Consider the following 13663-nt stretch of genomic DNA (forward strand, 5'->3'; position numbering starts at 1 on the left):
AGGGAGCGACCCCCGCCGAAACTCGACTCTCGAGGAGAACCATGAACGCGCAGTCCGACCCCGGCCACGGACACTCGCCCGCCGCCTGGACGGCCGTCACGATCATCCTCATCGCGTTCACGATCGGCACTTTCGCCTTCTGGTTCGACGCGCCCCTGCTCGTCTGGGCGAGCGCCGGTCTCGTCGTCGTCGGCGTCATCGTCGGCGCCCTCATGGCCCGCGCGGGCTACGGAGCCAACGGCCCGCGCTACTCGCCGAAGGCGCACCTCTAACGTGCTCGGCGACCTCGTCGCCGGAGCCCTCGCCGACGCCGCTCGCCGGCGCGAGCAGCGACCGCTCGCCGCCGTCGAGGCGGATGCGCTTGCGGCGCCCGCGGCGCTCGACGCCCTCGAGGCGCTCGCCCCTTCCGACCGCATCAAGGTCATCGCCGAGGTCAAGCGCGCGAGCCCCTCGCGCGGAGCGCTCGCTGCGATCCCCGACCCCGCCGCCCTCGCGGCCGAGTACGCCGCGGGCGGCGCGAGCGCAATCAGCGTCCTCACCGAGGAGCGGCGCTTCGGCGGCAGTCTCGATGATCTCGTCGCCGTGCGCGCCGCAGTGTCCATCCCGCTGCTGCGGAAGGACTTCATCGCCGAGCCGTACCAGGTGCTCGAGGCGCGCGCCGCGGGCGCCGACCTCGTGCTACTCATCGTCGCGGCGCTCGACGACGCGACGCTCGCGAGCCTGCACGCGCTCATCGTCGAGCTCGGGATGACCCCGCTCGTCGAGACGCACGACGCCGACGAGGTGCGCCGCGCCGTCGACCTCGGCGCCTCGCTCATCGGCGTGAACGCCCGCAACCTGTCGACATTCGAGCTCGACCGCGACCTGTTCGGCCGCATCGCGCCGCTCATCCCCGATGGCACCATCCGCGTTGCCGAGTCGGCCGTTCTCGGCGTCGACGACGTCATCCACTACCGCCGATCCGGCGCTGACGCCGTGCTCGTCGGCGAAGCACTCGTGACGGGCGGGAACCCCCGCGCCGCACTCGAACGATTCCGGGAGGTCTCATGAGCCTGCGCAGCATGACAGGGCCGTACTTCGGCAGCTTCGGCGGCCGCTTCGTGCCTGAGTCCCTCATCGCCGCCCTCGACGAGCTGGACGAGGCGTACACCGCCGCGAAGGACGACCGGTCGTTCGCCGAGGAGCTCGCCGAGCTGCACCGCACGTACACCGGCCGCCCGTCGATCCTCACCGAGGCGAAGCGCTTCGCCGAGCACGCAGGCGGCGCGCGCATCCTCCTCAAGCGCGAGGACCTCAACCACACGGGCTCGCACAAGATCAACAACGTCCTCGGCCAGGCCCTGCTCGCCAAGCGCCTCGGCAAGACGCGCATCATCGCCGAGACCGGCGCGGGCCAGCACGGGGTGGCGAGCGCGACCGCGGCGGCCCTCTTCGGCCTCGAGTGCGTCGTCTACATGGGCGAGGTCGACACGGAGCGCCAGGCCCTCAACGTCGCGCGCATGAAGCTCCTCGGCGCGGAGGTCGTTCCCGTCACGACGGGCTCGCGCACGCTCAAGGATGCCATCAACGAGGCGCTGCGCGACTGGGTCGCCAACGTCGAGCACACGCATTACTTGCTCGGCACGGTCGCCGGTCCGCATCCCTTCCCCGCCATGGTGCGCGACTTCCACTCCGTCATCGGCGCCGAGGCGCGCGAGCAGGTCCTCGCCCTCACCGGTCGCCTGCCCGACGTCATCGCCGCGTGCGTCGGCGGCGGCAGCAACGCCATGGGCATCTTCCACCCCTTCCTCGACGACGAGGGCGTCCGCCTGGTCGGCCTCGAGGCGGCGGGCGACGGCATCGACACGCTCTTCCACGCCGCGACCATCTCCAAGGGCCGCCCCGGCGTCCTGCACGGCGCCCGCAGCCTCATGCTCCAGGACGAAGACGGCCAGACGCTCGAGTCCCACTCGATCTCCGCGGGCCTCGACTACCCGGGCGTCGGCCCCGAGCACGCGTGGCTCGACGAGATCGGTCGTGCCGAGTACCGCGGCGTGACCGACGCCGAGGCGATGGATGCCCTGCGCCTGCTGAGCCGCACCGAGGGCATCATCCCCGCCATCGAGACGGCCCACGCTCTGCACGGCGCGCTCGTTCTCGGCCGAGAGCTCGGCCCGGACGCGATCATCCTCGTCAACCTCTCCGGCCGCGGCGACAAGGACATGGAGACCGCCGCGCGCTACTTCGGCCTGCTCGATGCCCAGGCCGCCGAGCGCGCAGCCGAGCAGGACGCCCACCCCACCGCCGCGGAGGACGCCCAGTCATGACCATGAGCCCCGTCGAGACCGCCATCCGCACTCGAGTCGACGCCGGGTCGGGCGCGCTCATCGGTTACCTCCCCGTCGGCTTCCCCGACCTCGACACGAGCATCGATGCGGCGGTCGCCCTCGTCGAGAACGGCGTCGACATCGTGGAGCTCGGCCTGCCGTACAGCGACCCCGTGATGGACGGCCTCGTGATCCAGCGCGCGACGCAGACCGCGCTCAAGAACGGCTTCACCCTCAAGCAGGGCTTCAAGGCGGTCGAGCGGATCCGCGACCGCGTCAATGCTCCGCTGCTCGTTATGACCTACTGGAACCCCGTCATCCAGTACGGAGTCGAGCGCTTCGCCGCCGACCTCGAGAACGCCGGGGGAGCAGGCCTCATCACGCCCGACCTCATCCCCGACGAGGCCGGCGAGTGGATGTCCGCATCCGACGCCCACGAACTCGATCGCGTCTTCCTCGCTGCACCATCCTCGAGCCCCGCCCGCATGCGGCAGGCGGTCGAGTCCAGCCGCGGTTTCGTATACGCGGTCTCGACGATGGGGATCACCGGCGCGCGCGCCGACGTCGACGCCGCCGCGCGCAGCGTGATCGCGCGCCTGCGCGAGGCCGGGGCGACGAGCGCGTGCGTCGGCGTGGGCATCTCCACTCCCGAGCAGGTCGCCGACGTCCTCACCTACGCCGACGGCGCGATCGTCGGCTCCCGCCTCGTGTCGGGCCTCGCCGAGGGCGGCGTGCCCGCCGTCGCCGCGATCGCGGCGGAACTCGCGACCGGCAAGGATTAGCCCTTCCCGTCGCCGAACCCCCGCGGAGCCCGCCGCTAGGCTGATGCGCGTCCTCCCCCCTGGAAAGGTCCTCCCACCGTGATCCACCCCCTGAGCATCCCCAGCCCCGGCGACGAGTGGCAGGTCTTCAACCTCGGCCAGTGGCTGCGCGATCTGGGCCTCACCTGGTTCTCGTTCGATGTCAACATCTACGCGTACGCGCTGTGCATCCTCGCGGGCATCGTCGCCGCCACCGTGCTCACGAACCACCGACTGACGCGCCGCGGCGCCGAGCCCTGGATCACGCTCGACATCGCGCTCTTCGCCGTTCCGCTCGGCATCCTCGGCGGCCGGATCTACCACGTGCTCACGCACCCGAACGACTACTTCTTCGAGGGAGCCGATCTCTGGGCGACGCTGCGCATCTGGGAGGGCGGAATGGCCATCTTCGGGGCCCTGATCGGCGGCGCGATCGGCGTCTGGATCGGGTGCCGTGTCACGGGCATCCGGTTCTGGTCCTTCGCCGACGCCCTCGCGCCCGGTCTGCTGCTCGCGCAGGCATTCGGACGCCTCGGAAACTGGTTCAACCAGGAGCTCTTCGGTCTTCCCACCGACCTGCCGTGGGGCCTCGAGATCGACCGCCCGAACGACGCCATCCCGATCGGCCTGCCCGAGTCGACGCTCTTCCACCCGACCTTCCTGTACGAGATCATCTGGAACCTCGCGGGCGTGGCCCTCCTGCTGCTGCTGGATGCCCGGCTCCGGGTGCAGTGGGGCAAGCTCCTCGGCGGCTACCTCATCTGGTACGGCGTCGGTCGCAGCGTCTTCGAGTCGATCCGCCTCGACCCGAGCGAGCTCTTCCTCGGCATCCGCGTCAACGTCTGGGCGGCCTGGCTCGCAGTGCTCGTCGGCATCGTGATCGTGCTCGTGCAGCGCCGACGGCACACCGGCGCGGAACCGGGCCCCTACGTCGCCGGTCGCGAGTGGACGGACGAGGCTGGGGTAGACTCCGAAGACGTCTACACAGAGACCGACGACGACGATGGCAACGACGCCGCGCTCGTCTCCGCCACCACCGGATCGCCACGCGCCACAAGCGAAGCCACCACTCGGTCGTAGGAGCCCGCACCCCCACGACCCTCGGCTCCTGCAGCCGCGCAGCGCGACAGCGCGCACCTCTTCCATCGGGCCGACGACGTCCCCCCTCTCCAGCACCACGTGAGGACGGTTCCCCATGGATCGCACCCAGCAGCATCCTTACCAGCGGTTCTCCGGCGTTCCCGAGGCCCAGGGCCTCTACGACCCCGAGCGCGAGCGCGATGCCTGCGGGCTCGCCATGGTGGCGACCCTGCGCGGAACCGCAGGGCACGACATCATCGAGGCCGCGCTCGACGCCCTGCGCAATCTCGAGCACCGCGGTGCGGTCGGATCGGACGCGGGCACCGGAGACGGCGCCGGGATCATCACGCAGATCCCCGACGCCTTCTTGCGCGCCGTCGCGCCGTTCGAGCTGCCCACGGTCGGCCGCTACGCCGTCGGCACGGCCTTCCTGCCGACCGACGGCGCCGAGCGCGCTCGCGAGAAGCAGGGCATCGAGCAGATCGCCGAGCATGAGGGTCTCGCGGTCATCGGCTGGCGCGAGGTGCCCATCGACGCCTCGCACATCGGCACGCTCGCGCGAACCGCGATGCCCGCGTTCGAGCAGCTCTTCGTGCGATCCACACGGTCGACGGCCGACGGTCAGCCCTTCTCCGGCGCGCAGCTCGACCTGCAGACCTTCCGTCTGCGCAAGCGAGCCGAGCGCGAGCTCGGCTCGTACTTCCCCTCGCTGTCGAGCCGGACGCTCGTCTACAAGGGCATGGTCACGACCCTGCAGCTCGAGCCGTTCTACCCCGACCTGAGCGACGAGCGCTTCACCTCGAGGCTCGCGCTCGTGCACTCGCGCTACTCGACGAACACCTTCCCCTCCTGGCCGCTCGCGCAGCCCTTCCGGATGATCGCGCACAACGGCGAGATCAACACCGTCCAGGGCAACCGCAACTGGATGCGCGCCCGCCAGTCGCAGCTCGAGAGCGAGGTCTTCGGCGACCTCCGCGACGTCTTCCCCATCGTGACCCCGGGCGCGAGCGACTCCGCCTCCTTCGATGAGGTCGTCGAGCTCCTGACGCTCGGCGGCCGCAGCCTCCCGCACGCGATCATGATGATGGTGCCGGAGGCCTGGGAGAACCAGACCGACATCGACCCGGCTCTGCGCGACTTCTACGAGTACCACGGCATGCTCATGGAGCCGTGGGACGGCCCGGCCGCCCTCGTGTTCACCGACGGCTCGCTCGTCGGAGCCACGCTCGACCGCAACGGCCTGCGCCCCGGGCGCTTCCTCGTCACCGACGACGGCCTCGTGGTTCTCGCCTCCGAGATTGGCGTGCTCGACATCGAGCCGAGCCGGATCGTCCGCAAGGGGCGGCTCCGCCCCGGGAAGATGTTCCTCGTCGACACCGCCGAGGGCCGCCTGATCGAGGACGACGAGATCAAGGCCCAGCTCGCGGCCGCCGAGCCGTGGGGGGAATGGCTCGAGGCCCAGCGCATCAACCTGCGCGACCTGCCCGAGCGCGAGCACATCGTGCACACGCCCGCCTCCATCGTGCGCCGCCAGCGCACGTTCGGCTACACGGAGGAGGAGGTGCGCGTCCTCCTCACGCCGATGGCCCAGGCGGGGGCCGAGCCGCTCGGCGCGATGGGCTCAGACACGCCGATCGCGGTGCTCTCCGAGCGACCCCGTCTGATCTTCGACTACTTCACGCAGCAGTTCGCGCAGGTCACGAACCCGCCCCTCGACTCGATCCGCGAGGAGGTCGTCACCTCGATGCGTCTCGGGCTCGGGCCCGAGCGCAACCTGCTCAGCGCGACGGCGCGCCACGCGCGCCAGGTGGTGCTCGACTTCCCGATCATCGACAACGACGAACTCGCGAAGATCCAGCACATCGACTCGCGCCCCGGCAGTTCGCTCACGACCACGATCAAGGGCCTGTACCGCGTAGACAAGGGCCCGAAGGCTCTCGAGAAGCGCATCGCCGCGATGTGCGAGGAGGTCGACGAGGCGATCGCCGACGGCGCCGAGTTCATCGTCCTGAGCGACCGCGACTCGACCGCCGATCTCGCGCCGGTGCCCTCCCTGCTCATGCTCGCCGCGGTGCACCATCACCTCATCCGCACCGAGAAGCGCATGCAGGTCGGCCTCATCGTCGAGGCCGGCGACGTGCGCGAGGTGCACCACTGCGCCGTCCTCATCGGCTACGGCGCCTCGGCGATCAACCCGTACCTCGCGATGGAGAGCGTCGAGAACCTCGTCCGCAGCGGCATGATCACGGGGATCACCCCGGAGAAGGCCGTCCGCAACGTCATCAAGGCGCTCGGCAAGGGCGTGCTGAAGATCATGTCGAAGATGGGGATCTCGACGGTCGGCTCGTACGCCGGCGCTCAGGCCTTCGAGGCCGTCGGTCTCAGCCAGGAGTTCGTCGACCGCTACTTCACCGGCACCTCGAGCGTGCTCGGCGGGGTCGGGATCGAGACGATCGCGGAGGAGAACGCGCGTCGACACGCCCTCGCGTACCCCGCATCCGCCCCCGTCAACCCGCACGAGCGGCTGCAGACGGGCGGCGAGTACCAGTGGCGCCGTGAAGGGCCTCCGCACCTGTTCAACCCGGAGACGGTCTTCCGGCTGCAGCACGCGACGCGCGAGAAGCGGTACGACATCTTCCGGGATTACACCCGCGCCGTCGACGAGCAGGCCGAGAACCTCATGACCCTGCGCGGCCTCTTCCGCCTGAAGACGGAGGACCGCCGCCCGGTGCCGATCGACGAGGTCGAGTCGGTCGAATCGATCATCTCCCGCTTCACGACGGGCGCGATGAGCATGGGCGCGATCAGCCCGGAGATGCACGAGACGCTCGCGGTGGCGATGAACCGCATCGGCGGCCGCAGCAACACCGGTGAGGGAGGGGAGAGCCCCGAGCGCCTCCTCGACCCCGAGAAGCGCAGCGCGATCAAGCAGGTCGCCTCGGGCCGCTTCGGCGTCACGAGCCTGTACCTGAGCCACGCCGACGACATCCAGATCAAGATGGCGCAGGGAGCCAAGCCCGGCGAGGGCGGGCAGCTGCCCGCCAACAAGGTGTATCCGTGGATCGCGCGCCTGCGCCACGGCACGGCCGGGGTCGGCCTCATCTCGCCGCCGCCGCACCACGACATCTACTCCATCGAAGACCTCAAGCAGCTCATCTTCGATCTCAAGCGCTCCAACCCGAGCGCGCGCATCCACGTGAAGCTCGTCAGCCAGTCGGGGATTGGCGCGGTCGCGGCGGGCGTCGCGAAGGCGAAGGCCGACGTGATCCTGATCTCCGGCCACGACGGCGGCACCGGGGCGAGCCCGCTCAACTCGCTCAAGCACGCGGGCACCCCGTGGGAGCTCGGCCTCGCCGAGGCGCAGCAGACGCTCATGCTCAACAACATGCGCGGGCGCGTGACCGTGCAGGCCGACGGCCAGATGAAGACCGGCCGCGACGTCATCATCGCGACGCTGCTGGGTGCGGAGGAGTTCGGCTTCGCGACGGCCCCCATGGTCGTCTCCGGCTGCATCCTCATGCGCGTGTGCCACCTCGACACGTGCCCCGTCGGCGTCGCGACGCAGAACCCCGAGCTGCGCAAGCGCTTCACGGGGACCCCCGAGTTCGTGATCACCTTCTTCGAGTTCCTCGCCCAGGAGGTCCGCGAGTACCTCGCGGCGCTCGGATTCCGCAGCCTCGAGGAGGCGGTCGGGCACACCGAGCTCCTCGACGTCGACCGCGCCATCCGTCACTGGAAGGCCGACGGCCTCGACCTCTCGCCGATCCTCACCGGCCCCGTGCTCGACGAGAGCGCTCCGCGCACCAAGCGCGAGGAGCAGGACCACGAGCTCGACGAGCACTTCGACAACGAGCTGATCCGCCTGAGCGCCGACGCGCTCGAGCACGGGCATCCCGTCCGCATCGACCTGCCGATCCGCAACACCGAGCGCGCGGTCGGCACCATGCTCGGCCACCACGTCACGATGAAGCACGGCGAGATGGGTCTCGCACCCGACACGATCGACGTCACGCTCTCCGGCTCGGCCGGTCAGAGCCTCGGCGCCTTCATGCCGCGCGGAATCACGCTGCGCCTCTACGGCGACAGCAACGACTACGTCGGCAAGGGGCTCTCGGGCGGGCGCGTCATCGTGCGCCCCGCGCGCGACGCGGTCTTCCACGCCGAGCGGAACGTCATCGCCGGCAATGTCATCGGCTATGGCGCGACGAGCGGCGAGATGTTCATCCGCGGCATCGTCGGCGAGCGGTTCCTCGTCCGCAACTCCGGTGCGACGGCCGTCGTCGAGGGCGTGGGCGACCACGCGCTGGAGTACATGACCGGTGGTCTCGCCGTCATCCTCGGATCCACCGGACGCAACCTCGGCGCCGGCATGTCTGGAGGTATCGCCTACGTGCACGATCTGCGACGCGAGCGCATCAATCGCGATGCCCTCGAGGGCGGAGAGCTCTCGCTCTCGCCGCTCGACATCGACGACCGCGCCGAGCTGACCGCGCTGCTGCGCCGCCACCACGACGAGACGGAGTCGGCTCTCGCGGCGCGCCTCCTCGCCGAGGGCGACGCCGCACTCGACCGCTTCGTGAAGGTTCTCCCGCGCGACTACGCCGCCGTCCTCGCGACGCGACAGACCGCGCTCGACGAAGGCCTCGACCCCGACGGCGACGTCGTGTGGGGCCGCATCCTGGAGGTGACCGGTGGCTGACCCCCGCGGTTTTCTGAACGTGCCCGAGCGTGAGCTCCCGCCGCGCCGCCCCGTCCCGATTCGCCTCATGGACTGGAAGGAGGTGTACGAGGCCGGCGACTCCGCCGTCCTCAAGCGCCAGGCCGGCCGGTGCATGGACTGCGGCATCCCGTTCTGCCACGAGGGCTGCCCGCTCGGCAACCTCATCCCCGAGTGGAACGACCTGACGTGGCGCGGCGAGGGTCGGCAGTCCATCGAGCGCCTGCACGCGACCAACAACTTCCCGGAGTTCACCGGCAAGCTCTGCCCCGCCCCGTGCGAGTCCTCGTGCGTGCTCGGCATCAACCAGCCGCCCGTCACGATCAAGCAGGTCGAGGCCTCAATCATCGAGCAGGCCTGGCAGAACGGGTGGGTGCAGCCCGCTCCTCCTGAGCGCCTCACGGGCAAGACCGTCGCCGTGGTCGGCTCCGGCCCCGCCGGGCTCGCGGCCGCGCAGCAGCTGACGCGCGCCGGCCACACCGTCGCCGTCTTCGAGAAGGATGACCGGATCGGCGGCCTGCTGCGGTACGGCATCCCCGATTTCAAGATGGAGAAGCGTCACCTCGATGCCCGTCTGACGCAGATGCAGGCCGAGGGCACGCGATTCCGTGCGGGCGTCGAGATCGGGCGCGACATCAGCTGGAGCGACCTGCGCACCCGCTACGACGCCGTCGTCATCGCCACGGGCGCGCCCGTGCCGCGCGACCTCCCGATCCCCGGGCGCGACGCGCTCGGCGTGCACTTCGCGATGGAGTACCTCGCGCAGTCCAACCGCGTGCAGGCCGGCGACCGCGTCTCCGAGCCGATCACGGCGGAGGGCCGGCACGTCGTCGTGCTCGGCGGTGGCGACACGGGAGCCGACTGCATCGGGACCGCGCACCGCCAGGGCGCGCTCTCGGTCACCAACCTCGCGATCGGCGTCCAGCCACCCGCCGAGCGTCCCGCCGATCAGCCGTGGCCGATGCAGCCGACGCTGTTCGAGGTGCAGACCGCTCACGAAGAGGGCGGCGACCGCATGTACCTCGCGTCGACCGTCGAGTTCCTGAGCAACGGCGCTGGCGAGGTGCGCGCGCTGCGCGTCGCCGAGACCGAGTACGTGGACGGCCGTCGCATCCCCAAGGCCGGCACCGAGCGCGAGATCCCCGCCGACCTCGTCCTGCTCGCCCTCGGCTTCACGGGCGTCGAGCGCTCGACGCTCGACGAGCAGCTCGCTCTCCCCATCGACGAGCGCGGCACCGTCGCGCGCGCCGCCGACTACACGACGAGCGAATCGGGCGTCTTCGTGGCGGGGGATGCCGGGCGCGGCGCCTCTCTCATCGTCTGGGCGATCGCGGAGGGCCGCGCCGTCGCCGCCGAGATCGACCGCTTCCTGCAGGGCGAGACCGACCTGCCGGCACCCGTCAAGGCCACCGACCGCGCTCTGGCCGTCTGAGACGACCGCCCTTCGGGGCGGCAGCACCACATCTACCACCACCCCACGAATAAGGAAGTCATGAGACGAGCAAAGATCGTCGCGACCCTCGGGCCGGCGACCTCGAGCTACGAGAACATCCGATCCATCATCGAGGCGGGCGTCGACGTAGCCCGCATGAACCTCAGCCACGGCAGCTACGCCGTGCACGAGGAGGTCTACCGCAACGTCCGGCAGGCGGCCCAGGACTCCGCCCGCCCCGTCGCGATCCTCGTCGACCTGCAGGGCCCGAAGATCCGTCTCGGCAAGTTCGAGAACGGCCCTCACGAGCTCGCCGAGGGCGACATCTTCACCATCACGACCGAGGACGTGCTCGGCACCAAGGAGCTCGTCGGCACGACGTTCAAGGGCCTGCCCGCTGACGTCAACCCCGGCGACTTCCTCCTCATCGACGACGGCAAGGTCAAGGTCCGCGTGCTCGACACCGACGGCGTGCGCGTGCGCACCGAGGTCGTCGTCGCGGGCCCCGTCTCGAACAACAAGGGCATCAATCTCCCGGGCGTCGCGGTGAACGTGCCCGCGCTCGCGGAGAAGGACGAGGACGACCTGCGCTGGGGCCTGAAGCTCGGCGCCGACTACATCGCCCTGTCGTTCGTGCGCGACGCCTCCGACGTCGTGCGCGTCCACGAGATCATGGCCGAGGAGGGGCGCACCATCCCCGTCATCGCGAAGATCGAGAAGCCGCAGGCCGTCGATGCTCTCGAGGAGATCGTCGACGCGTTCGACGGCATCATGGTCGCCCGCGGCGACCTCGGCGTCGAGCTGCCGCTCGAGGCCGTGCCGATCGTGCAGAAGCGCGCCGTCGAGCTCGCGCGCCGCATGGCCAAGCCCGTCATCGTGGCGACGCAGATGCTCGAGTCGATGATCTCGAGCCCCATCCCGACGCGCGCCGAGACCTCCGACGTCGCGAACGCCGTCCTCGACGGCGCCGACGCCGTCATGCTCTCGGGCGAGACGAGCGTGGGGGAGTTCCCCGTCATCACCGTCTCCACCATGGCGCGAATCGTCGAGTCGACCGAGGAGCACGGCCTCGAACGCATCCCGCCCCTCGGCACGAAGCCCCGCACGCAGGGAGGCGCGATCACGCTCGCGGCGGCCGAGGTCGCCGACTTCGTCGACGCGAAGTACGTGTGCGTGTTCACCGAGTCGGGCGACTCAGCACGCCGCATGTCGCGCCTGCGGTTCCGAATCCCGATGAAGGCGTTCACGCCCGACGCCGCCATCCAGCGCCGCATGTCGCTCACGTGGGGCATCCAGTCGTTCCTCGTCGACCGCGTGACCCACACCGACGCGATGTATCACCAGGTCGATGTCGCGCTGCTCGACGCGGGTCTCGCCGAGATCGGCGACAAGGTCGTCGTGATCTCCGGTTCCCCTCCCGGGATCCCCGGCTCGACCAACGACATCCGCGTGCACACGGTGGGGGACGCCATCCACGCCAAGGCTCCGGTCTGGGAGAGCGGCGACCACGCCGACTGATCCCGGTCCGTCCGCGAACGACGATCGGGGTGCGACCTGCTGGTCGCACCCCGATCGTCGTTCCGGGCCGCTGATGCGGCCGCGCGGCTAGCGGCGGGTGATGCCGAGGCCCGCGCGGTCCACGCGACGGTGGAACCGCATGCCGGCAAGCCCGCCGAGGATCGCTCCGCCGAGGCTGACGAGCGCGACGACGACGGCCGTGACGATGCCGATCGTCGTGAGCTCGCCCTCACCGATGGGCAGGCGGGGGAACCCGTTGAGGTTGGCGAGGACGTTGAACTCCGAGCCCCCGATGGCGCCGATGATCGCCACGACGATAGCGATCACGAGAGCCCACAGCCAGACGGCGAGTCCCTGCTTGGCCCCGTCGAGTCGCGCCATGCGCCCTGCGACGTAGCCTCCGGCGTAGTAGGCGATGAAGATCACGAGCGCGAGCAGCACGGCGCCGATGATGCCGACGGTGTCCGCGCCCTGTGTGGCGCCCTCCACCGCCTCCTCAGCCGTCGTGTCGGTCGCGAGGCCGAGCGCGGTGCCGGTGCCAGCCACGAGCGCGGTGAGGAGAACGCCGGTGCCGACGGCGGCGAGCCAGCCGAAGAAGGCCGAGCCCCACTTGATCCCGCCGAACTCCTCCTTCTCGCGCGCGATCATCTCGCGCTGAACGAGTCGCGGGTCCTCGACGTGGTCGGGGTCGCCGTGTCGGCCGGTGTCGGAGACCACGGCCGCCTGGCGCCGGTCATCGACGCCGTCGTGGTCGCGGTCGATGCGACCATGGTCGTCGCGTCCGTCGGCGTTGCGGTGGAGAACCTCGGTTCGGTCGTCGCGTCCGTCGTGGTCTCGGTCGATGCGGGGGCCGTCGTGGTCGTTCTGGCGGGGGCCGTCGATGCGGTCCCGGTCGTTGGATGACGTCATGGTGGACCTCCTTCTCCAGTCCACTCAAGAGCATCCGATGTCATGGCGCACCGGGGTTGATTTCCCAGCGTCCCATCGGATCGCATCCGGACTACCATCAGCCGCGGAGACACGCGGCGAGAAGGGGCCGTACCGGCTGTGGGGCTCGAACCCACACGTCCTCTCGGACAACGCATTTTGAGTGCGCCGCGTCTGCCATTCCGCCAAGCCGGCGCGGGCCCAGGGCCCGACGGCTCGACCATACCGTAGGCTCGTTTCCGTGAGTGACCAGGAACAGAGCACCGTCGCCCCCCGTCGTGTCGTCGTCGCCGAGGATGAGTCGCTGATCCGCATGGACATCGTGGAGATCCTCCGCGACAACGGGTACGACGTGGTCGGCGAGGCCGGCGACGGCGAGACCGCCGTCGCGCTCGCCACCGAGCTGCGCCCCGACCTCGTCGTCATGGACATCCGCATGCCGCAGATGGACGGCATCGAGGCCGCCAAGCGCCTGAGCGAGAACCACATCGCCCCCGTCGTCCTGCTGACTGCGTTCTCGCAGAAGGAGCTCGTCGAGCAGGCGAGCGAGGCCGGCGCACTGGCCTACGTCGTGAAGCCGTTCACCCCCAACGACCTGCTGCCCGCGATCGAGATCGCTCTCAGCCGGTATCAGCAGATCCTCACGCTCGAGGCCGAGGTCGCCGACCTCGTCGAGCGCTTCGAGACCCGTAAGCTCGTCGACCGCGCCAAGGGCCTGCTCAACGAGCGCATGGGCCTCACCGAGCCCGAGGCGTTCCGCTGGATCCAGAAGGCGTCGATGGATCGTCGCACGACGATGCACGCGGTCGCGCAGGCCGTCATCGAGCAGCTCTCGCCGAAGAAGGACGCCGCGAAGAAGGCCCCCGCCCCCGAGTAGTCAGCG

At 70.2% G+C, this 13663-nt stretch carries 10 protein-coding genes and 1 tRNA gene; 9 read left to right on the top strand and 2 right to left on the bottom strand.

Annotated features, from left to right (window positions below; genetic code table 11):
• The first annotated feature begins 41 nt into the window (after positions 1-41).
• The 8 genes from FHX53_RS03375 to pyk all read left to right on the top strand — a co-directional run bounded on the left by FHX53_RS03375 (position 42) and on the right by pyk (position 11853).
• Complete coding sequence (locus FHX53_RS03375) at positions 42-272, top strand: DUF6704 family protein (RefSeq protein WP_182489911.1); 231 nt, start codon at positions 42-44, stop codon at positions 270-272.
• A 1-nt stretch (position 273) separates the two neighbouring features.
• Entirely contained in the window at positions 274-1050 is a 777-nt protein-coding gene (gene trpC / locus FHX53_RS03380) for an indole-3-glycerol phosphate synthase TrpC (protein WP_182489912.1), read from the top strand.
• The gene (gene trpB, locus FHX53_RS03385; RefSeq protein ID WP_182489913.1) at positions 1047-2306 is read left to right on the top strand and encodes a tryptophan synthase subunit beta; all 1260 of its coding nucleotides are present in this window, start codon (positions 1047-1049) and stop codon (positions 2304-2306) included. The genes trpC and trpB overlap by 4 nt, the downstream gene beginning before the upstream one ends.
• A gap of 2 nt (positions 2307-2308) precedes the next feature.
• A complete protein-coding gene (gene trpA, locus FHX53_RS03390; protein ID WP_182490128.1) occupies positions 2309-3088 on the top strand; it encodes a tryptophan synthase subunit alpha in 780 nt (259 codons plus the stop codon).
• 78 nt (positions 3089-3166) lie between these two features.
• Complete coding sequence (lgt, locus tag FHX53_RS03395; protein WP_425488296.1) at positions 3167-4186, top strand: prolipoprotein diacylglyceryl transferase; 1020 nt, start codon at positions 3167-3169, stop codon at positions 4184-4186.
• Positions 4187-4301: 115 nt separating this feature from the next.
• On the top strand, positions 4302-8885 hold the full coding sequence (gene gltB, locus FHX53_RS03400) for a glutamate synthase large subunit (RefSeq protein ID WP_182489914.1): 4584 nt from the start codon (positions 4302-4304) through the stop codon (positions 8883-8885).
• Complete coding sequence (locus tag FHX53_RS03405) at positions 8878-10335, top strand: glutamate synthase small subunit (RefSeq protein WP_182489915.1); 1458 nt, start codon at positions 8878-8880, stop codon at positions 10333-10335. Before gltB ends, FHX53_RS03405 begins: the two co-directional genes overlap by 8 nt.
• A 60-nt stretch (positions 10336-10395) precedes the next feature.
• Entirely contained in the window at positions 10396-11853 is a 1458-nt protein-coding gene (gene pyk, locus FHX53_RS03410; protein WP_182489916.1) for a pyruvate kinase, read from the top strand.
• A gap of 87 nt (positions 11854-11940) precedes the next feature.
• Here the strand turns inward: pyk and FHX53_RS03415 are convergent, their stop codons facing one another.
• Positions 11941-12762 (bottom strand): hypothetical protein, encoded by an 822-nt coding sequence (locus tag FHX53_RS03415; protein ID WP_182489917.1) that lies wholly within the window; start codon positions 12760-12762, stop codon positions 11941-11943.
• 130 nt (positions 12763-12892) lie between these two features.
• A tRNA-Leu gene (locus tag FHX53_RS03420) sits at positions 12893-12975 on the bottom strand.
• 46 nt (positions 12976-13021) lie between these two features.
• Here FHX53_RS03420 and FHX53_RS03425 point away from each other — a divergent pair.
• The gene (locus FHX53_RS03425) at positions 13022-13657 is read left to right on the top strand and encodes a response regulator (protein WP_182489918.1); all 636 of its coding nucleotides are present in this window, start codon (positions 13022-13024) and stop codon (positions 13655-13657) included.
• The last annotated feature ends 6 nt before the right edge of the window (positions 13658-13663 follow it).

The sequence above is a fragment of the Microcella alkalica genome (assembly GCF_014137945.1).
Lineage (GTDB): Bacteria > Actinomycetota > Actinomycetes > Actinomycetales > Microbacteriaceae > Microcella > Microcella alkalica.